Genomic DNA, 19,848 nt, shown 5'->3' with positions numbered 1-19,848 from the left:
CTAGCCGCCCTCGGCCGGGAGGCTCAGGCTGCGGCCGCTGCTGAACGTCCGTCGCTCGCCGCTCAACGGGTCGTCGAAGGCCAGGGTCCGCGCCAGCAGCTGCAGCGGCGCCTCGGCTGCGTTCGACGGACGTTGCCGGAGCTGCGGGTACAGGTCGTCACCCACGATCGGCGCCCCCAGCATGGCCATGTGTACACGCAGCTGGTGCTTGCGGCCGGTTTCCGGCAGCAGCCGGTAGCGCCAGATCGGCCCTTCGGCCTCGATCAGCTCGATCCGGCTGCGCGCATTGGGCTCGCCGGGCACTTCGGCCACACGGAAGAACGGCTCGCCCGGCACCAACCGGCTGTCCCGCTGCAATGGAAATGCCAGCCCGGGCAGCGCCGGTGCCAGGGCTTCATAGGTCTTCCCGATAAGCCGCTCACGGAACAGGCGCTGGTACGCATCACGCGACGCGCGTTGGGCCGAGAACAGCACCAGCCCGGCGGTCAGCCGATCCAGCCGATGCAGCGGCACCAGATCGGCATTGCCGGTGCGGGCAATCAGCCGCGCCAGCAGCGTCTCGCGTACATGCCCGCCCGCCGGTGTCACCGGCAGGAAGTGCGGCTTGTCGACCACCAGCAGGTGCGCATCCCGATGGACGATGGTCTCGGCGAAGGGAATCACCGCTTCGTCGGCCACCTCGCGGAAGTACTGGATTTCCAGCCCGACCCGCCAGGGCATCTCCGGCGCAAGCGCCCTGCCCTGCGCATCCAGCACGCGGCCACGCGCGAAGCGATCCTGCCATTGCGCGCGGGCGATGCGCGGGAAACGTGCGCACAGGCCATCCAGCAGGGTGGCCCAGGGGCCGGGCGGCAGCTGCAGCCGGCTGGGCAGGGTCATGGCGTTCACTCCGGCCACGGGAAAGACCGCAAGAGTGCCACCGTTGACGGAATGCAGACAGCCCGGCCACGGACACCCCCGGAGCAAACCTCTATCATGGTCCTCTTTAGTCCACGGACCCCCCATGGCTCTTACCGCCACCATCCGCAAGGCCGAACTGCAGATCAGCGACATGGATCGCGGCTACTACGCGACCCACAACCTGACCCTGGCCCAGCATCCGTCCGAGACCGACGAGCGCCTGATGGTGCGCCTGCTCGCCTTCGCGCTCAACGCTGGCGACCGCCTGGAGTTCGGCCGCGGCCTGAGCACCGATGACGAGCCCGATCTTTGGGAACACGACTACACCGGCGACATCCTGCAGTGGATCGACCTGGGCCATCCTGACGAATCGCGCGTCCGCAAGGCCTGCAATCGCAGCCGCCAGGTGCAGGTGGTCAACTACGGCGGCAACGCCTCGGAGATCTGGTGGAGCAAGCAGGGCAAGGGCCTGGCGCGCTTCGACAATCTCTCGGTGGTCGACCTCGACGGTGCCTTCGTTGAACAGTGGGGCCAGCAGATCCAGCGTGCCATGCGCTGGAGCGTGCTGATCCAGGACGGCGAAGTGCAGCTGCTCAACGACCAGATCCAGCTCGACGTGATCCCGAACTGGCGCAAGCGCGCCAAGGCATGAGCACGATCCGCTGCGACGTGGTGGTCATCGGTGCCGGCGCGGCCGGGTTGATGACCGCGATCACGGCCGGCCAGCGCGGCCGCCAGGTGCAGGTGATCGACCATGCCAACAAGGTCGGCAAGAAGATCCTGATGTCCGGCGGCGGCCGCTGCAACTTCACCAACACCGGCACCACGCCGGCCAACTTCCTGTCGGCCAACCCGCACTTCTGCAAGTCGGCACTGGCCCGCTACACGCCCTGGCACTTCATCGAGCTGGTGCACAAGCACGGCATCGCCTATCACGAAAAGGAACTGGGGCAGCTGTTCTGCGATGTCTCGTCCAAGCAGATCGTGAAACTGCTGGTGGACGAATGCCAGGCGGCGGGGGTGCAGATCCGTACCGACTGCAGCGTGCAGCGCATCGAGCACGGCAGCGATGGCTTCCGCGTGCACACCACGCAGGGCCTGTTCCATTGCGCCTCGCTGGTGGTCGCCACTGGCGGCCTGTCGATTCCCAGCATGGGTGCTACCGGCTTCGGTTATGAAGTGGCCCGCCAGTTCGGCCACCAGGTACTGCCGACCCGCGCAGGCCTGGTGCCGCTGACCCTCAGCGGCAAGCACCAGGAGCGGTTGGCCGACCTCAGCGGCGTGGCGCTGCCGATCGAGGCGCGCTGCAACGGCAGGAGCTTCCAGAACTTCATGCTGCTGACCCACCGTGGCGTGAGCGGCCCGGCCATCCTGCAGATCTCTTCGTTCTGGCAGCCCGGCGACGCGCTGGAGCTGGACCTGCTGCCCGGCCAGGACGCCGGCGAGTGGCTGCGCCAGATGAAACGTGAGCGGCCCGCCGCCGAGCTGCGCACCGTGCTGGGCGAGGTGCTGCCAAAGCGGCTGGCACAGCGCCTGTGCGAACACTGGCTGCCCGACCGCCCCGTGCGCCAGCTGGACGAGCCGGTGCTGCGCCAGGCCGCGCAGCTGCTGGGCGCGTTCCCGCTGGTGGCCAGCGGCACCGAAGGCTACCGTACTGCCGAGGTCACCCTGGGCGGCGTGGATACCGCCGAGGTCTCCTCTTCGACGATGGAATCCAAGCGCGTACCCGGCCTGCATTTCGTCGGCGAGGTGCTGGATGTGACCGGCTGGCTTGGCGGCTACAACTTCCAATGGGCCTGGGCCAGCGGCCACGCGGCGGGCGGCGTGGTGTGAACCACTTCGCCGTTCGATGCGCGCAAGGGGTGCGCACATGGACGGTTCGCCGCGCATCGTGTATCTAGATTCGCAGATTGGGGAGCAGTGCATGCAGAACGCGAACGACATCACCATCCGCCTGCTGATCGTCGATGACAGCGGCGAGAATGCCGAAGCCATCGTCAGCACCCTGCGCAACAGCGGCATCGCGGTACGCCCGTGGCGCCCGCAGGACGCAGCCGAGCTGGCCCAGGTCCTGACCAGCCAGGCCATCGACCTGGTGCTGGCCTCGCCTTCGCAGGGCATTCCGCTGCAGCTGGCGGCCCAGCACATCGCCGCCAGCGGCAAGGACATCCCGCTGGTGCTGCTGGCCGAGCGCATCGACGAGGACGAACTGGTGCAGGCCAGCAGCCATGGCATCCGCGCCCTCGCCCTGCGCCAGCGCCCCGAGCATCTGCTCGCCGTGGTCCGCGACCAGTGGGTGGACCTGCAGGCGCGTCGCGGCCTGCGACGCATCGAGGCGCAGATGCGCGAGACCGAGCGCCGTTGCGACGCGCTGATCGCCTCCTCGCGCGACCCCATCGCCTACGTGCATGAAGGCATGCACATCCGCGCCAACGACGCCTACCTGGAGATGTTCGGCTACGAGCACTTCGACGACATCGAAGGCATTTCGCTGCTGGACATGGTCGCCGCCCAGCACGTGGAGGGCTTCAAGCAGCTGCTGAAGGGCCTCAGCCGTGGCGAGGCACCGCCGCCGCAGTACCAGCTGGACGCGCGCCACGAGGACGGCAGTGCGTTCCCGGCGACGATGGAATTTGCTGCGGCCACCTACGAGGGCGAGTCCTGCCTGCAGGTGGTGCTCCGCCGCCGCATGGAATTCGACCCGGAGCTGGCGCGCGAGGTCGAGGACCTTCGCCAGCGCGACCAGGTCACCGGCCTGCTCAATCGCCCGACCTTCATGCTGCAGCTGGAAAGCGCGGTGGCCCAGGCCGGGCGCAGCGAGGGCCAGTTCGGCCTGCTGCTGATCGAACCGGACCACTACGCGCGCCTGCTGCCGGACATCGGCCTGGCCTCGGCCGACACCCTGATCGGCGCCCTCGCGGGCCTGCTGGCCGAGGTGGTCGGCGAGGACGCACAACTGGCCCGCTTCGGTGAACACAATTTCGCCGTGCTGCAGGCCGGGCCCTACGCGCAGACCGTGGCGCTGGCCGAGCGCATCCGCGAAGCCTACGCCGCACACGTCTTCAGCATCGGCGCACGCTCGGCCACGGTGACGGTCAGCGTCGGTGGCGTGCAGGTCGGCGAGAAGATCGCCAGCATCGGCCAGGTGCTGGCGCGCGCCAGCGAATGCACCCAGGCTGCGGCCGAGCTGGGCAACACCTGCCGCATCTTCGACCCGGCCGCCGCCGACCGCGTCGAAGAAGAGCGCGTGCTGCGCTGGGTTGCCCGCATCCGCGAGGCGCTGGCCGGCGACGGCTTCCAGCTGCACTACCAGCCGGTACTGAACCTGCAGGGCGAGCCGCTGGAACTGTACGAGGCCTACCTGCGCCTGGAGAACAATGGCGAGCTGCTGAGCCCGACTGCGTTCCTGGGTATCGCCGAGGAACACGGCCTGCTGGCCGACATCAACCGCTGGGTGGTCTCGCAGGCCATTGCGGTGCTCGGCCAGCGCGCACGCGAAGGCAACGCCACCCAGGTGCTGGTGAAGGTGACGCCGGAATCGTTCGACGACCCGCAGATGATTGCCACCCTGCGCCGCGAACTGCAGGCGCAGGGCGTGCCCGGCGAACGGCTGTGGCTGCATGCGCCGGAAGCGAAGGTGTTCACCCACCTGCGCAGTGCGCAGCAGTTCCTTGCCGAAGTGGCGCCACTGGGCTGCCGCATCGGCCTGGAGCAGTTCGGTTCGGGGCTGGATTCGTTCCAGCTGCTGGCCCACTTCCAGCCGCAGTTCCTCAAGCTGGACCGGGGCTTCACCAGCGACCTGGCAGCCACCCGCGAGAACATCGACCGCATCAGCCAGATCACCGCGCGTGCACAGGAAGCGGGCATCCGCACCATTGCCGAGTTCGTCAGCGATGCCAACTCGATGACGCTGCTGTTCAGTGCCGGCGTGGATTACGTGCAGGGCGACTTCGTCGGCCCTGCTCAGCCGGAAATGAGCTTCGAGTTCGGCTGATGCCTACCTGTAGAGCCGAGCCATGCTCGGCTACGGCACCCAAGCGAAGAACAGCCGAGCATGGCTCGGCTCTACAGGAACAAGAAGGCCGGCTTTCGCCGGCCTTTTCGTTGATCAGGTCATGTCGACCAGAGGGTCGATCTTCACGTCCGGATTGACGTCGGCCTCATAGTCGACGCCCTCCACGCCGAAGCCGAACAGGCGCAGGAAGTCGGCCTTGTAGCCAGCCAGGTCGCTGATCTCGTACAGGTTTTCGTTGGTGACCTGCGGCCACAGCGCGACCACCTTGCCCTGCACGTCCGCGGCCATTTCCTTGTAGTCGGCCCGCAGGCGGCCTTCCTCATCGACCAGCGCGACGGTATGTCCATCGCCATCGACCAGATCGTGGCGCAGGCGATCGACCGCCACGCCATCGGCCTTGCCGCCGTAGAGGATGTCGTACAGCACGTCGAGCTGTTCGATGCAGCCTTCGTGGGTACCCTTTTCCTTCATCACCTTGAACAGCAGCGACAGGTACAGCGGCATGGTCGGAATGGCCGAGCTGGCCTGGGTCACCACCGCCTTCAGCACCGACACGCGTGCATCGCCGCCGATTTTTGCCAGCTTCTCGCGCAGGCCCAGCACCTTGGTGTCCAGGTCCTTCTTGGCGGCGCCGATCGAACCGTTCCAGTAGATCGCCTGGGTGATCTCTTCACCCACGTAGGTGAAGGCAGTGGTGGTGCAGCCATTGGCCAGCACGCCGGCATCGGCCAGCGCATCGATCCACATCTGCCAGTCCTCGCCGCCCATCACCGCGACGGTGCCGGCGATTTCTTCCGGGGTGGCCGGCTGCAGATGGGTCTCGGTCAGCACTTCCTTGTCGGTATCCAGGCCACGCAGCGTGATCGGCTCGCCGATCGGCTTCAGCGTGGAGCTGATGATCTCGCCCGTCTTCGGGTGCTTGCGGCGCGGCGCAGCCAGGCTGTAAACGACCTGGTCGACCTGGCCGAGATCGGCCTTGATCATTTCGATGGTCTTTGCCTTCACTTCATCGGAGAAGGCATCGCCGTTGATGCTCTTGGCGTACAGGCCGGCTTGGTCGGCGTACTTGTGGAACGCGGCCGAGTTGTACCAGCCCGCGGTACCCGGCTTGGTTTCGCTGCCCGGGCGTTCGAAGAAGATGCCGAGGGTGGCAGCGCCACTGCCAAAGGCAGCGGTGATGCGTGCGGCCAGGCCGTAGCCGGTGGAGGCACCGATCACCAGCACGCGCTTGGGGCCGTTCTGGATTGGCGGACGCGCACGGATGTAGTCGATCTGCTGCTTGACCGCGGCCTCGCAGCCGGTCGGGTGGGTGGTGACGCAGATGAAGCCGCGGACGCGCGGTTTGATGACCATGGATACCTCGGGTTGGCAGATGCGGCGCACGGGGCGCTCAGCAGGAATACGGGCGCGCGCCTGCGCGCGCGAACCGCAGGATCGTAGTGCGCGGGGGCCGATTGCACAACCGACGCTGCCGTAGGGTGGTGTTTGTTCTGCAGGGTTGCACCCTGCACCTGCCGAATCAACGTCAACGTAAAAAGCGGGCTTCCTGAGGATTGGCGGGGTGGGTCCGGTTGCGGGGGACGCCGTGAATCCCGCTCCGCGGTCCGGCCCAGCCGCTGGCGGCTGTGCGTTCGGGCGCTTGCGAAGCCGTGCTTCGCAAGCAAAGCGCTCTCACCCCCGGAGGCTCGGTCGCGCCATCCATGGCGCTCACGCCCCCGCAACCGGACCCACCCCGCCTTCGACAGATTTCCGCGATCTGTCGGAATGACGCTTGGGGCGGATCCGTTCTCCTTCGGAAAACGGATCCGCCCCCTTTTTTGTGTATCGATATCTGACAGATTTCATCCACGCATGGCGTGGATCTACTGGCCGCCGGCCAACTGTCGAGGGCGGGGCTACAAGCCCTGCCAACAAAAAACCCCGCTTGCGCGGGGTTCTCTGTGTGCTGCATACAGCGGGCGATTACGGGCGACGGGCCAGCGCCTCGACGTCCTTCGCCTTCGGCAGCAGGTCCTGCTTGCTGACGCGCAGGAAGCCGATCGTCAGCATCGGCACCGCCACCAGGATCGAGGACAACACCACGATCACCGCACCGATCATGTGCGTCTCGGCCAGGCCTTCCATCGAGCTGCCGCCGTACAGGTACAGGGCAAGTGCCGACAGGAAGAACATCACCGCAGTGATCACCGTACGCGACAGCGTCTGGTTGATCGAACGGTTCAGCACTTCCATCGAGTCCACGCGCAGGCTGCGGAAGTTCTCGCGGACGCGGTCGAACACCACGATGATGTCGTTGATCGCAAAGCCCATCACCGACAGCAGGCCGGCCAGCACGGTCAGGTCGAACTCACGGCCCAGCAGGGACACGTAAGCCACCGTCACGATCAGGTCGAACATGGCCACGATGCTGGCGGTGACGGCGAACTTCCATTCGAAGCGCACCGCGATGTAGATCAGGAAGCCGGCCAGCATGAAGATGGTGGCATACAGGCCGTTCATCGCCAGGTCCTTGCCGATCTGCGGGCCTACGAACTCGTTGCGGAGCACGGTGGCCTGGTTGTCGGCTGTGGACAACGCCTTCACCACGGCAGCAGCCGTGGCCTTGTCCTCATGGGCGGCGTCGCCGGTACCCGGAGCGTGCTCGCCATGCGGAGCCAGGCGGATCAGCAGGTCGGTGTTGCCACCGACGCTCTGCACCTGCGCGCCCTCGAAGCCACTCTGCTCGAGCTTGGTGCGGACCTGCTCGACGTCCACTGCCTTGTCGAAGCGGGCTTCGATCAGGGTGCCGCCGGTGAAGTCCAGGGCGTAGTTGAAGCCCTTGAAACCGATGATGGCGACAGACGCCAGGAACACGATGATCGTGACCACCATGGCGACATGGCGCCAGCGCATGAAGTCGATCTTGGTGTCGTTCGGGAGGATGTGCAGCGGAAACAGTTTCATGTGCGTGTCGTCCCGTCAGATGGCCACGTTCTGGAGCTTCTTGCGACGGCCGTAGATCAGCGTCGCCAGCGCACGCGATACGGTGATCGCGGTGAACATGGAGGCGAAAATACCGATGATCATGGTCAGTGCGAAGCCCTTCAGCGGACCGGTACCGAATGCGAACAGCGCCACACCGACGATCAGGCCGGTCAGGTTGGCGTCGAGGATGGTGCCCGAGGCACGCTCGTAACCGGTCACGATCGCGGTCTTGCCCGGCACGCCGGCACGCAGTTCTTCACGGATACGCTCGTTGATCAGCACGTTGGCGTCCACCGACAGGCCGACCGACAACGCCAGGCCGGCGAAGCCCGGCAGGGTCATGGTCGCGCCGAACAGCGACATCACCGCCACCACGATCAGCAGGTTGAACAGCATTGCCGCCGAGGTGATCACACCAAACATGCGGTAGTAGACGCTGAAGAACACCAGGGTGAACAGGAACGCGAACACCACCGCGCGCATGCCGTTCTTGACGTTCTCGGCGCCCAGGCTCGGGCCGACCACGCGCTCTTCGACGAAGTCCATCGGCGCAGCCAGCGAGCCGGATTTCAGCAGCTTGGCCAGGTCCTCGGCTTCCTTCTTCTGCAGGCCGGTGGTCTGGAAGTTCTTGCCGAACACGCCGTTGATGTTGGCCACCGAGATCACTTCCTCGTTGACCTTGAAGCCACGCACTTCCTGGCCGTCGACGACGGTCACGGTCGGCACGCGCTCGGTGTAGACCACCGCCATCGGCTTGTTCACGTTGGCGCTGGTGAAGTCGAACATGCGCTGGCCACCGACGTTGTTCAGCGTCACGCTGACCGCCGGGGAGCCACTGTTGGAATCGGTCACCGCCTGCGCGCCGACCATCTGGTCACCGGTGACGATCACGCGCTTGTTCAGCAGGATCGGACCACCACCGTCACGGCGCTGGTAGACCTTCGCTTCCGGCGGGATGCGGCCGGAATTGATGGCGTCCTGCGCATTGCCTTCGACCACCGCGCGGTATTCCAGGGTGGCGGTGGCGCCGATCATGCGCTTGGCTTCGGCGGTGTCCTGCACGCCCGGCAGCTGCACGACCACGCGGTCGGCACCCTGGCGCTGGATGATCGGCTCGGCCACGCCGAGCTGGTTCACGCGGTTGCGCAGGGTGTTGATGTTCTGCTCGATGGCGCCATTGGAGATCTGCGCGATCTCGGTATCCGGCACAGTCACTGTGATGCGGTTGCCGCTGACGTCATAGCCGAGGGTCGGCTGTGCCTTGACCAGGGCGGTGCGGGCACGCTGCGCGGCGTCATCGCCGGCAGACGGGCTCAGGTTGGCCACGATGCTGTTGTCAGCGCGGCGTTCCACCGACTGGTAGGCGATGCGCGCGTCACGCAGGGTGCTGCGCACGTCTTCGGTGTAGGCGTCCAGGCGCTTGTCGAGGGCGGCCTTCTGGTCGACCTGCAGCACGAAGTGCACGCCACCCTGCAGGTCCAGGCCCAGCACCATCGGGCGGCCGCCAAGCCTGGCAAGCCAGTCCGGCACGGTCGAGGCCAGGTTCAGGGCCACGGTGTACTTCTCGCCGACGGTGTCACGCAGGGCGTCGCTGGCAGCGGACTGCGACTTCAGGTCCGGCAGGCGGACGATCAGGCTGTCCCCTTCCTTCTCGACACCGATGGTGGTGACACCGGCCGTCTTCAGGTCGGCCAGCACACGGTCGCGCAGCGCATCGTCGATCTGCCCGCCACGGTTGGCGGTGATCTGGAGGGCCGGGTCCTTCTGGTAGATGTTGGGCAGCGCGTACAGCGCACTGAGCGCCAGTACGATCAGGATGACGACGTACTTCCAGCGTGGAAATTCGAGCATTGCTTGGGTCCCGCGCGGCGCCATCCCCGGCGCCGCGGTTGTGCTTCGGAAAGGGAGTGGCTTACTTGGCCGAATCCAGGGTGCCGGTCGGCAGCACGCTGCCAACAGCGCCCTTCTGCACGCGGATGCGCACGTTCTCGGCCACTTCGATGGTGATGAAGTTGTCGCCGATGTCGGTGACCTTGCCGGCGATGCCGCCGTTGGTCAGCACTTCGTCGCCACGCTTGATCTTCTCCAGCATGGACTTGTGCTCCTTCTGCCGCTTCATCTGCGGGCGGATCATCAGGAAGTACATGATGGCGATCAGGATGATCGGGAACAGCAGCGTGGTCAGGCCCATGCCCTGCGGTTGGCCGCCGGCGGCCTGGGCGTGGGCGGCGGGAATCAGGAAGGCAAGCAGGTTCATCGTTGGTCCTTTGGTTGGGCGGCGCTTCGGCACCATCAGATGCCACGGTCGCGACCGCGGATCTGGGTCAGCCTTGAAGTATGCCACGGCCCCGGGCGTTCGTCCTTGGGCCGTTTGGCAGGGGCGTTCGGGTTACAGCGGCGGGGCTACCGCCCCGCGTGCCGCGTAGAAAGACTCACGGAAGGCCAGGAAGGTTCCCGCCTCGATCGCCGCGCGGATGTCGGCCATGAGCTTCTCGTAGTAGAACAGGTTGTGCAGCGTGCCCAGCATCGGTGCCAGCATCTCGTTGCAGCGGTCCAGGTGGCGCAGGTAGGAACGGGTGTAGCCGCCGGTGCAGGCCACGCAGCCGCAGCCCGGCTCGATCGGGTCCATGTCGCGCGCGTACTGGGAGTTGCGGATGCGAACGGTGCCGAACGAGGTGAAATAGTGGCCGTTGCGGGCGTTGCGGGTGGGCATCACGCAGTCGAACATGTCCACGCCACGGGCCACGCCCTCGACCAGGTCCTCCGGCCGGCCCACGCCCATCAGGTAGCGCGGGCGGTCGCCCGGCAGCTCCGGGTCCAGGTGGTCCAGCATGGCGTTGCGCTCGTGTTCCGGCTCGCCCACGGCCAGGCCGCCGATGGCGTAGCCGTCGAAGCCGATCGCCTGCAGGGCATCGGCCGAGCGGCTGCGCAGGTCGGTGTGCACGCCGCCCTGGACGATGCCGAACAGGGCCGCGTCGTTGCCCAGCTCGTCATGCGCGTTGCGGCTGCGCTGTGCCCAGCGCAGGCTCAGCTCCATGGAGCGGCGGGCAACGTCCTCGGTGGCCGGGTACGGGGTGCACTCGTCGAAGATCATCACGATGTCCGAATCGAGCACCTTCTGGATCTTCATGCTCTCCTCGGGACCGAGGAAGACGCGTGCGCCGTCGGTCGGCGAAGCGAAGGTCACGCCCTGCTCGGTGATCTTGCGGCGGTGAGCCAGCGAGAACACCTGGAAGCCGCCGGAGTCGGTCAGGATCGGGCCATCCCAGCGGCAGAAGCCGTGCAGGCCGCCGTGGTCGGCGATGATGTCCAGGCCCGGGCGCAGGTACAGGTGGAAGGTGTTGCCGAGGATGATCTCGGCGCCCAGCGCACGCACCTGGTCCGGCAGGATGCCCTTGACCGAGCCATAGGTCCCGACCGGCATGAAGGCCGGCGTTTCCACCGTGCCACGCGGGAAGGTCAGGCGGCCACGGCGGGCACGGCCGTCGCGGGTCTGGAGCTGGAACTGCAGTCGGGACATGGAGCGGTCATTCAGGCAAATAGTCGCCTATTGTCTCCCAAAAACGGGGCAGCCGCCCATTCATGCCTGAATGGACTGGCTGTGCGGACCGGCCGTGCGCACCGGCCGTGCGCACCAACGGTGCGCACCCACCGCAGGTCTGGTGCCCACCCACCTCAGGCTTGGTGCGCACCCACCTCAGTCCTGGTGCCCACCCACCTCAGGGCTGGCGCCCAGCCCCGCCCTATCCCGCCTGCGGGAACAGCAGCATCGCATCGCCGTAGCTGAAGAAGCGGTAGCGCTGCTCGATCGCGTGCTGGTAGGCCTCGAACACGCGGTCCTTGCCGGCAAACGCGGAAATCATCATCAACAGCGTGCTTTCCGGCAGGTGGAAGTTGGTCACCATCGCGTCGACGCTGCGGATGCGGTAGCCCGGGGTGATGAAGATCTGGGTTTCACCGGCGAATGGCAGCAGCTCGCCATCGCGCATCGCGCTTTCCAGCGCGCGCACCACGGTGGTGCCGACACCGATCACCCGGCCGCCGGCGGCGCGCGTGCGCCGCACCTGCTGCACCAGCTCGGCGCCGACGTTCAGCCATTCGCGGTGCATCACGTGGTCCTTCAGGTCATCGGCACGCACCGGCTGGAAGGTGCCCGCCCCCACATGCAGGGTCACGTGGCCGAAGTCCACGCCCTTTTCCTTCAGCGCCGCCAGCAACGGTTCGTCGAAATGCAGGCCGGCGGTCGGTGCCGCCACGGCGCCCACTTCACGCGCGAACACGGTCTGGTAGCGCTCGCGATCGTCCACGCCCGGCTCGCGCTGGATGTACGGCGGCAGCGGCAGGCGGCCGGCGTGCAGCAGCCACTGCTCCAGCGACTCGGGCACATGGAACTGCAGCACGTAGAACTCGCCATCACGGCCCAGCACCTCGGCTTCACCACCGGCATCCAGCGCGATGCGGCTGCCGGCCTTGGGCGACTTGCTGGCACCGACCTGGGCACGGGCCTGCTGGCCACCGAGCAGGCGCTCGATCAGGATCTCGACGCGGCCACCGCTGGCCTTCTGCCCGAACAGGCGCGCCGGAATCACCCGGGTATCGTTGAACACCAGCAGGTCGCCCGGCTGCAGCAGTGACGGCAGGTCACGCACCTGCAGGTCGGTGAAGGCCGCAGGTGCCGGCGGCACCAGCATCAGGCGACTGGCGGAACGCTCGGCCAAGGGAGCCTGCGCGATCAGTTCGGCCGGCAGTTCGTAGTGGAAATCGGACTTCTTCAAGGCAGTGGGCGGCAACAGGTCGACAATGGCGCGCATTGTACGTCCAGCGTCTGCGAGCCGGCATGCTTCGCGGCGAACGTCGCGCAAAATGCTGCTATGCAGCAGGTTTCTGCGGGGTTATCGCGCAAAAAAACAAGTGCTAGCATCGAGTCGGAAGTCCGCTGCACGAGCCTGCCCCAAGCGCGCGTGATGACGCGCGTTTTGCTTTTGAAGGCCCGTGCGACCCATCGTTTCAGGAGATCTGCAATGAGCTTCATCGAACGCCTCGCCCCCCTGCGCAACCAGCCCGGTACCCGCCTCACCACCGGCCTGGACGACGCCACCCTGACCGCCCTGTCCGCCCGCCACCCGCAGCTGGTCGCCGCGGTGGATGCCGCCGCCGAGGAGTTCGCGCGCGTGCAGGCCGACCTGGGGCCGCTGCTGGCACAGGACGAACAGGCGCAGATCGACGCGATGCAGGACGGCTTCGTCAATTTCTATGCCGATGATGCAGTGACTCCGTACGTGGCGCTGGCTGCGCGCGGCCCCTGGGTGGTCACCCTGAAGGGCGCGGTGCTGTACGACGCCGGCGGCTACGGCATGCTCGGCTTCGGGCACACCCCGGATGCCGTGCTGGACGCCATGGCGCGCCCGCAGGTGATGGCCAACATCATGACCCCCAGCCTGTCGCAGCAGCGCTTCGTCACCGCCCTGCGCGCCGAGATCGGCCACCGCCGTGGCGGCTGTCCGTTCGCCCGTTTCATGTGCCTGAACTCCGGTTCCGAGGCGGTTGGCCTGGCCGCGCGTATCGCCGACGTCAACGCCAAGCTGCAGACCGACCCGGGCGCGCGCCATGCGGGCGCAGCGATCAAGCGCGTGGTCGTCAAGGGCAGCTTCCATGGTCGTACCGACCGCCCGGCGCTGTACTCCGATTCCAGCCGCAAGAGCTACATGCAGCATCTGGCCAGCTACCGCGGCGAGGACTCGGTGATCACCGTGGCGCCTTACGACGAAGCCGGCCTGCGCAAGGTGTTCGAGGACGCCGCACGCAACCAGTGGTTCATCGAGGCGGTGTTCCTGGAACCGGTGATGGGCGAAGGCGACCCGGGCCGTTCGGTGCCGCCGGCGTTCTATGCCGTGGCCCGTGAACTGACCCGTGCGCACGGCAGCCTGCTGCTGCTGGACTCGATCCAGGCCGGCCTGCGTGCGCATGGCGTGCTGTCGGTGGTCGATTACCCGGGCTTCGAAGGCCTGGACCCGCCGGACATGGAGACCTACTCCAAGGCACTCAACGCCGCGCAGTACCCGCTGTCGGTCCTGGCGGTGACCGAGCATGCCGCGCAGCTGTACCGCAAGGGCATCTACGGCAACACCATGACCAGCAACCCGCGTGCGCTGGATGTGGCCTGCGCGACCCTGGCGCAGCTGACCCCGCAGGTGCGTGCCAACATCGCCGAGCGCGGCGCCGAGGCCGTGCGCAAGCTGGAACAGCTCAAGAACGAACTGGGCGGCCTGATCACCAAGGTGCAGGGCACCGGCTTGCTGTTCTCGTGCGAGCTGGCCCCGCAGTTCAAGTGCTACGGCGCCAACTCCACCGAGGAATGGCTGCGCCAGCACGGCATCAACGTGATCCATGGTGGCGAGAACTCGCTGCGCTTCACCCCGCACTTCGGCATGGACAGCGACGAGCTGGACCTGCTGGTGGGCATGGTCGGCCGCGCCTTGCGTGAAGGCCCGCGCCGCGAGCAGGCCGCTGCGGCCTAAGCCACCGCTCCGGTAGCGCCGAGCCCATGCTCGGCGGGGGCCTTTGCCGCGATCTGAACGCAGAGCAGCCGAGCATGGCCCGGCTCTACAGACAGCCATCGCGAAGGTCCATAATCAATCGGCACCCCGTCCCTGACCGCCCTGCGGTCGGCGATGGGGCGTTTTCGTTTCCGGCCAAGAGACAGGAAGATCCATGAAGTCGATCTGTGTGTACTGTGGTTCCAATGCTGGCAGCAAGCCGGCCTACACCGAACGCGCCATTGCCCTGGGTGACCGCATTGCCCGCGACGGCCTGCGCCTGGTGTATGGCGGCGGCAACGTCGGCCTGATGGGAACCGTGGCCAATGCCGTGCTCGCCGCTGGCGGCGAGGTGACCGGCGTGATCCCGCGCCAGCTGGCCGACTGGGAAGTGGCCCACCGCGGCCTGACCGAGCTGGAGATCGTCGGTTCGATGCATGAGCGCAAGTCGCGCATGTTCGACCTCGCCGATGGCTTCGTCGCCCTGCCCGGTGGCTTCGGCACCATGGAAGAGATCTTCGAGATGCTGACCTGGCGCCAGCTGGGCATCGGCAACAAGCCGTGCGCGTTCCTCGATGTTGAAGGTTTCTACGCCCCGCTGATCGGCATGATCGATCGCATGGTGGAAGAGCGCTTCCTGCATCCGGACCAGCGCCAGGACCTGTGGTACGGCTCGGACATCGAGGAAATGCTGGTGTGGATGCAGAACTACCAGCCGGCCCAGGCTTCGAAGTGGATCGACGAGAAGCGCCGCTCCGCGCTGCGCTGAAGTGATCTGGCGCGGTGGCTCAGGCCACCGCGCGCTCCCGCGGTGCCGGGCGGCCCAGCAGGTACCCCTGGCCGTAGTCGCAACCGAGTTCGCGCAGCGTCTGCCGCTGCGCCTCGGTCTCGATGCCTTCGCCGATGGTTTCGATGCCCAGGGTGCGGGCCAGCGACAGCACGCCTTCGACCAGCGCGCGCGTGCTCTGCACTTCCGGCCCATGCAGGCCGGCGATGAAACTCTGGTCGATCTTCAACGTACTGATCGGGAAACGGTGCAGGTAGGACAGCGCTGAGAAGCCGGTACCGAAATCGTCCAGCTGCACCTGGATGCCGCGCTCGCGCAGGCCCTGCAGGATGCGCAGCGTGTGCGGACCATCGTCCAGCAGCGCGACCTCGGTGATCTCCAGGCGCAGCCGGCGCGGATCGGCGCCACATGCATCGAGCAGACCGAACAGGCGGCCGCTGAACTCGGCCGAACGGAAATGTCTCGGTGAAACGTTCACCGAGACGTAGCTCTGCCCGCCTTCGGCCAGGCCCGCGATGACCTGCTCGTAGATCAGCCAGTCGACCTGTTCGATCAGGCCGCTTTCCTCACCCAGCTCCAGGAACGCCCCGGGCAGCAGCAGGCCACGACGCTCATGCTGCCAGCGCAGCAATGCCTCATGCCCCACCACCTCGCCATCGGACAGGCGCACGATCGGCTGGTAGAACGGAACGAAATCACGGTTGTTGATCGCACGGCGCAGGTCGGCTTCCAGATCGAGGCTGCGCATGGCCTGCTCACGCATGTCCTCGTCGAAGATCGCGCAGCGGTCATGGCCCTGTGCCTTGGCCCGGTACATCGCCGCGTCGGCGTCACGCAGCAGCTCCTCGCCGGTGCGGTAGCGCGGGTTCCACAACGCGATGCCCAGGCTGCCGGACGGGAACAGCTCGCGCCCGGCGATCCACATCGATTCCTGCAGTGCCAGCAGCAGGCGCTGGCCGAAATCCAGCGCCTGTGCCAGGCCCTGCGGGCATTGCAGCAGCACCGCGAATTCATCACCGCCCAGCCGCGCCACCACGTCCTCGGTGCCGGCCATCGATACGATGCGTTTGGCGACCTCCACCAGCATGCGGTCACCGGCGGCGTGGCCGATGCTGTCGTTGACCAGCTTGAAGCGGTCCAGATCGAGGAACAGCACGGCGAACACCGGCCCACCCTCACGCTTGGCCAGCGCCAGCGAATCCTGCAGGCGATCAAGCAGGTGCAGGCGGTTGGGCAGGCCGGTCAGTGCATCGTGCATGGCCTGATGGGTCAGGCGCTGCTCGGCACGCAGGCGCTCGCCGATCTGCCCCAGCAGCTTTTCGTTGACCTCGGCCAGCTCGCGGGTGCGTTCCTCCACGCGCTTTTCCAGTTCGGCATGCGCCGAACGCAACCGCTGCTGGTCGCGCTGGCGCGCCAGCCCGGTTCCGATGTTCTGCGCAACGAAGGTCAGCAGCCGCTGATCGTGCACGCTGAACGTACTGTTCTCGCTGTAGCTCTGCACCACGATCGCGCCGACTACCTCGTCGTCGCGCAACAGCGGCACGCCCAGCCAGCAATGCGAACGCGCGCCGGATTCACGCACCTCGCCGCTGGCCAGCAGCGCATCGATCTGGGTACGTGAAGCCAACAGTGGCCGCCGGTTGCGCACCACGTATTCGGTCAGCCCGCGGCTGAACGGCCGCGGCGCACGGCTCGCGTTGTGCTCGTCCACCGAATAGACGAAGTCCAGGCCGTTGCCGGTTCCGTTCACCAGCGCGATATAGAAGTTGCGCGCATCGAGCAGGCGACCGACCACGCCATGCACCTGCCCGTAGAACTGGGCCAGGCTGTCGGCCGACATCGCCATCTCGGCGATGTTGTACAGCGCGGTCTGCAGCTGCTCGGCGCGGCGGCGCTCGGCCACTTCATCCTGCAGGCTGCGGTTTGCACGCTGCAGCTCCAGCGTGCGCCGTTCCACCTGCTGCTCCAGCCGGACCTGCGCCTGGCGTCGATCCATTGCGGTCTGCACATGCTGGGCGACAAAGCCCAGCAGCGCCCGCTCGGCCTCGCCGTAGCGAGCCGCCAGCTCATAGCTCTGCACGACGATGGCGCCGCATACCCGGCCATCGCGCAAGATCGGCACGCCCAGCCAGTCCAGGCTTTCAGGGCCACGCTGCGGGTCGTGCTCCTGCTCGACCACGCGCGCCAGCAATTCGCGTGAGGGGCCGCTGAGCGGCTTGCCGTGGCGCAGCAGCGCCACGGTCAGGCTGCGCGGCATCTCGTCGGCATCATGGCTCTGCGACGGATCGGCCACGAAATCGTCGACCTGGTCGGCGAAGTACAGGAAGCGGATCTGGTCGCGGACATCGTCGTATTCGACGATGTAGCAGTTTTCCGCGTACATCAGCGTGCCGAGCACACCGTGTACGTGACGCAGCATCTCCGACATCTCCAGGTCGGCGCCGGCCAGATCGGCGATCTGGAACAGTGCCTGCTGCAGCCGTTCAGCTTCTTCCAGCGCCTTGATCTGCCCGGCCTGGCGGCCACGCTGCAGTGCCAGTTCCATGGCCTGCCGGGCCAGCCCCCACCACGCCGCCGAAGGCACCGCACCTTCCACCGACAGGCGCAGGCGGGCGCCGTCATATTCCCAGTCATGGCAACCGTCGCCGATGCCCGGCGCCGTGAACGTGCCTGCCGCCACGACGGCCGGCCAGCCACCCTGGCCGCGCCCGAGCTGCGGGTCGTCCCAGCCAACGCGGACCACGGCCGAATCCGGCAGCAGCGCATGCAATGCGCGCACCAGCGCCGTGCTCAGCACGGCCTCGTGTAGTGGTTCTTCAGCCGGTTCAACGTGCGTGGACAAATGACAATCTCTTGGCGCCGTCTGTGCGTCGCCTCCCCTGAGCCGCCGAGCATAGCGCGCCACCCGGGGGGCAATGGAAGCCCGTAAACCCCGAATCGTGCGCCCGTACGTTTTTCCTGCTGTCCGTAGCCGCTTCAACGCCATGAACCTTGCCCTGCCCGCCCCCGCCATCGGCTATGCGCCACCGCCCGCAGGCCTTACCCTGTACGCCGTGGAAGCCAGCGCACTGCCAACCGATGAAGCCTTGATGCTGGCCTGGGCCGGTGGCGACCTGCGCGCGTTCGAAAGCCTGTATGCGCGCCATCGCAAGCGCCTGTTCGGCTTCCTGCTGCGGCAACTGCGCGACACCGCCCTGGCCGAGGAGATCTTCCAGGATGTCTGGCAGCGGGTGATCAGCGCCCGGGCCGGCTGGCAACCTGAAGCGGCATTCAGCACCTGGCTGTTCCGCATCGCCCACAACCGGCTGAACGACCATTGGCGCGCCGCCCGCCATCGCCCTGCCGCACCGGCCGACGCCGACCTGCGCCTGGCCGCGATCGAGGATGGGCAGACCCCGGAAGCCGAGCTTTCCGAATTCGAACAACGTCGCCGCATCCAGCTGGCGATGGAACAACTGCCGCCCGAGCAGCGCGAAGTGCTGCAGCTGCGGCTGGATCAGGAACTGAGCCTGGAGGAGATCGGCCAGATCACCGGCGTAGGCCGGGAAACCGTGAAATCGCGGCTGCGCTATGCGATGGACAAGCTGCGTGCGGGATTGAACGCATGAACCGAGACGAACCGCTGACGCCGGAAGAACGCGAGCTGGCACGCCTGCTCGGCCGCCGCGCCGAACACGCCCCGTCGGCTGCGCTGGACGCCGCCATCCTGGCCGCGGCGCGCACCGCCGTGGACGCACCGGAGGCCACGGCTGCAGCCTCGCCGGATGCGCCACGCACACAGCGCACGCGCCCGCGCTGGCCGGCCATATTCGGCATCGCCGCCTCGATGGTGTTCGCCATCGGCATTGCCTGGCAGCTGCGCCCGGAACCGCCGCCGGTTCCGGCAGGCGAGGCCCAGTGGGTGGCAGCTCCGGCGGCGGCCGATGCTGCGGCCACGGCACAGATGGCGGAAAGCAGCGCCGCCGATGGAAGCCATGCGGCAGGCAGTGCCGTTGCGGCCGCAGAACCGGCCTCCACGCCGGCAGCCCCCATGGCCGCCCCGGTTGCTGCGCCGGCACCCGCCGCCGCCCCGGCCATCGCGCGCGCGCCGGCACCGGCCCCGGCCGAAACCGCCGATGCTCCTCCCGCGGCAGCACGATCGAAGACTGCAGAGGTCGCCGCCGACACCTCCTTTGCCGCGCAGCCTCCCGCAGCGGCAGCAGTTCCGGCGCCCGCGCCGGCACCGCCCGCGCCTCCTGCACCGGTCTCCTACTCGGCACCTGCACCGGCATTGGCGCCCGCCCCGGCAAAGGCAGTGAATGCGCGCAGCGCCGAGGCGCCAGTGGCCAATGCTGCCGATGCCGAACCGGCGCAGGCGCTGGATCGGATAGAGATCACCTCGATGAAACGCCAGGCCCCGAGCCGCTCCGCCCCCGGCGTCATGCGCCGTGGCGCCGATGCGGGGCTCAGTGCGGATGCCGTGCAGGCCGAGGTGGACGCCGATGCACACCTGCCCCGCCGCCAGTGGCTGCAGAAGATCCGTGCGCGCCTCGACGCAGGCCAGCGCGACCTGGCCCGTGCCAGCCTGGAGCGCTATGTGCAGCAGTATCCGGAAGCACGCCTGCCGCGCGATCTGCGTCCGCTGCTGGACGACTGAAGCGGACAGT

Annotated in this window: 15 protein-coding genes; 7 read left to right on the top strand and 8 right to left on the bottom strand. The window is 67.3% G+C overall.

Annotation, left to right across the window (positions count from 1 at the left end; all coding sequences use genetic code 11):
* Positions 1-879, bottom strand: coding sequence for a pseudouridine synthase (locus B9Y64_RS15990; protein ID WP_100441553.1), 879 nt, complete (start codon positions 877-879; stop codon positions 1-3).
* 124 nt (positions 880-1,003) lie between these two features.
* On the opposite strand from B9Y64_RS15990, the gene B9Y64_RS15985 reads away from it, so the two are divergent.
* The 3 genes from B9Y64_RS15985 (at position 1,004) to B9Y64_RS15975 (ending at position 4,894) form a co-directional block, all read left to right on the top strand.
* Entirely contained in the window at positions 1,004-1,552 is a 549-nt protein-coding gene (locus tag B9Y64_RS15985) for a YaeQ family protein (RefSeq protein ID WP_100441552.1), read from the top strand.
* Positions 1,549-2,733, top strand: a complete 1,185-nt coding sequence (locus B9Y64_RS15980) for an NAD(P)/FAD-dependent oxidoreductase (RefSeq protein ID WP_100441551.1) — start codon at positions 1,549-1,551, stop codon at positions 2,731-2,733. The genes B9Y64_RS15985 and B9Y64_RS15980 overlap by 4 nt, the downstream gene beginning before the upstream one ends.
* A 91-nt stretch (positions 2,734-2,824) precedes the next feature.
* Positions 2,825-4,894: an EAL domain-containing response regulator gene (locus B9Y64_RS15975; protein ID WP_100441754.1), complete on the top strand. Its 2,070-nt coding sequence runs from the start codon at positions 2,825-2,827 to the stop codon at positions 4,892-4,894.
* A gap of 114 nt (positions 4,895-5,008) precedes the next feature.
* Here B9Y64_RS15975 and fabV read toward each other — a convergent pair whose 3' ends face one another.
* The 6 genes from fabV to queA all read right to left on the bottom strand — a co-directional run bounded on the left by fabV (position 5,009) and on the right by queA (position 12,690).
* Entirely contained in the window at positions 5,009-6,268 is a 1,260-nt protein-coding gene (fabV, locus tag B9Y64_RS15970; RefSeq protein ID WP_100441550.1) for an enoyl-ACP reductase FabV, read from the bottom strand.
* A gap of 609 nt (positions 6,269-6,877) precedes the next feature.
* Positions 6,878-7,858, bottom strand: a complete 981-nt coding sequence (secF, locus tag B9Y64_RS15965; RefSeq protein WP_100441549.1) for a protein translocase subunit SecF — start codon at positions 7,856-7,858, stop codon at positions 6,878-6,880.
* 15 nt (positions 7,859-7,873) lie between these two features.
* Entirely contained in the window at positions 7,874-9,730 is a 1,857-nt protein-coding gene (secD, locus tag B9Y64_RS15960) for a protein translocase subunit SecD (RefSeq protein WP_162292379.1), read from the bottom strand.
* Positions 9,731-9,791: 61 nt separating this feature from the next.
* Positions 9,792-10,136: a preprotein translocase subunit YajC gene (gene yajC, locus B9Y64_RS15955; RefSeq protein ID WP_014036867.1), complete on the bottom strand. Its 345-nt coding sequence runs from the start codon at positions 10,134-10,136 to the stop codon at positions 9,792-9,794.
* Between the two features lie 132 nt (positions 10,137-10,268).
* Positions 10,269-11,399: a tRNA guanosine(34) transglycosylase Tgt gene (gene tgt, locus B9Y64_RS15950; protein WP_014646826.1), complete on the bottom strand. Its 1,131-nt coding sequence runs from the start codon at positions 11,397-11,399 to the stop codon at positions 10,269-10,271.
* A 223-nt stretch (positions 11,400-11,622) separates the two neighbouring features.
* Positions 11,623-12,690: a tRNA preQ1(34) S-adenosylmethionine ribosyltransferase-isomerase QueA gene (queA, locus tag B9Y64_RS15945; RefSeq protein WP_100441547.1), complete on the bottom strand. Its 1,068-nt coding sequence runs from the start codon at positions 12,688-12,690 to the stop codon at positions 11,623-11,625.
* A gap of 210 nt (positions 12,691-12,900) precedes the next feature.
* Here queA and B9Y64_RS15940 point away from each other — a divergent pair, with 210 nt between their 5' ends.
* Both B9Y64_RS15940 and B9Y64_RS15935 read left to right on the top strand, forming a co-directional pair.
* The gene (locus B9Y64_RS15940; RefSeq protein ID WP_100441546.1) at positions 12,901-14,397 is read left to right on the top strand and encodes an aminotransferase class III-fold pyridoxal phosphate-dependent enzyme; all 1,497 of its coding nucleotides are present in this window, start codon (positions 12,901-12,903) and stop codon (positions 14,395-14,397) included.
* Between the two features lie 193 nt (positions 14,398-14,590).
* The gene (locus tag B9Y64_RS15935; RefSeq protein ID WP_005416197.1) at positions 14,591-15,184 is read left to right on the top strand and encodes a TIGR00730 family Rossman fold protein; all 594 of its coding nucleotides are present in this window, start codon (positions 14,591-14,593) and stop codon (positions 15,182-15,184) included.
* A 19-nt stretch (positions 15,185-15,203) separates the two neighbouring features.
* Here B9Y64_RS15935 and B9Y64_RS15930 read toward each other — a convergent pair whose 3' ends face one another.
* Positions 15,204-18,044 carry a bifunctional diguanylate cyclase/phosphodiesterase gene (locus B9Y64_RS15930; protein ID WP_100441545.1) on the bottom strand — a complete coding sequence of 947 codons (2,841 nt, stop codon included), beginning with the start codon at positions 18,042-18,044 and terminating at the stop codon, positions 15,204-15,206.
* 247 nt (positions 18,045-18,291) lie between these two features.
* Here B9Y64_RS15930 and B9Y64_RS15925 point away from each other — a divergent pair, with 247 nt between their 5' ends.
* Both B9Y64_RS15925 and B9Y64_RS15920 read left to right on the top strand, forming a co-directional pair.
* Positions 18,292-18,810, top strand: coding sequence for an RNA polymerase sigma factor (locus tag B9Y64_RS15925; RefSeq protein WP_238378638.1), 519 nt, complete (start codon positions 18,292-18,294; stop codon positions 18,808-18,810).
* Complete coding sequence (locus tag B9Y64_RS15920; protein ID WP_100441543.1) at positions 18,807-19,838, top strand: hypothetical protein; 1,032 nt, start codon at positions 18,807-18,809, stop codon at positions 19,836-19,838. Before B9Y64_RS15925 ends, B9Y64_RS15920 begins: the two co-directional genes overlap by 4 nt.
* Positions 19,839-19,848 lie beyond the last annotated feature (10 nt).

Source organism: Stenotrophomonas maltophilia (assembly GCF_002799245.1).
GTDB classification, from domain to species: Bacteria; Pseudomonadota; Gammaproteobacteria; order Xanthomonadales; family Xanthomonadaceae; genus Stenotrophomonas; species Stenotrophomonas maltophilia_S.
This window is presented reverse-complemented; position numbering and strand designations above follow the sequence as displayed.

What these genes read in the sequence shown, in the direction of transcription:
- B9Y64_RS15990 (WP_100441553.1), bottom strand. Translation starts at nt 879, where the DNA reads ATGACCCTGCCCAGCCGGCTGCAGCTGCCGCCCGGCCCCTGGGCCACC.
- B9Y64_RS15985 (WP_100441552.1), top strand. Translation starts at nt 1,004, where the DNA reads ATGGCTCTTACCGCCACCATCCGCAAGGCCGAACTGCAGATCAGCGAC.
- B9Y64_RS15980 (WP_100441551.1), top strand. Translation starts at nt 1,549, where the DNA reads ATGAGCACGATCCGCTGCGACGTGGTGGTCATCGGTGCCGGCGCGGCC.
- B9Y64_RS15975 (WP_100441754.1), top strand. Translation starts at nt 2,825, where the DNA reads ATGCAGAACGCGAACGACATCACCATCCGCCTGCTGATCGTCGATGAC.
- fabV (WP_100441550.1), bottom strand. Translation starts at nt 6,268, where the DNA reads ATGGTCATCAAACCGCGCGTCCGCGGCTTCATCTGCGTCACCACCCAC.
- secF (WP_100441549.1), bottom strand. Translation starts at nt 7,858, where the DNA reads ATGAAACTGTTTCCGCTGCACATCCTCCCGAACGACACCAAGATCGAC.
- secD (WP_162292379.1), bottom strand. Translation starts at nt 9,730, where the DNA reads ATGCTCGAATTTCCACGCTGGAAGTACGTCGTCATCCTGATCGTACTG.
- yajC (WP_014036867.1), bottom strand. Translation starts at nt 10,136, where the DNA reads ATGAACCTGCTTGCCTTCCTGATTCCCGCCGCCCACGCCCAGGCCGCC.
- tgt (WP_014646826.1), bottom strand. Translation starts at nt 11,399, where the DNA reads ATGTCCCGACTGCAGTTCCAGCTCCAGACCCGCGACGGCCGTGCCCGC.
- queA (WP_100441547.1), bottom strand. Translation starts at nt 12,690, where the DNA reads ATGCGCGCCATTGTCGACCTGTTGCCGCCCACTGCCTTGAAGAAGTCC.
- B9Y64_RS15940 (WP_100441546.1), top strand. Translation starts at nt 12,901, where the DNA reads ATGAGCTTCATCGAACGCCTCGCCCCCCTGCGCAACCAGCCCGGTACC.
- B9Y64_RS15935 (WP_005416197.1), top strand. Translation starts at nt 14,591, where the DNA reads ATGAAGTCGATCTGTGTGTACTGTGGTTCCAATGCTGGCAGCAAGCCG.
- B9Y64_RS15925 (WP_238378638.1), top strand. Translation starts at nt 18,292, where the DNA reads ATGCTGGCCTGGGCCGGTGGCGACCTGCGCGCGTTCGAAAGCCTGTAT.
- B9Y64_RS15920 (WP_100441543.1), top strand. Translation starts at nt 18,807, where the DNA reads ATGAACCGAGACGAACCGCTGACGCCGGAAGAACGCGAGCTGGCACGC.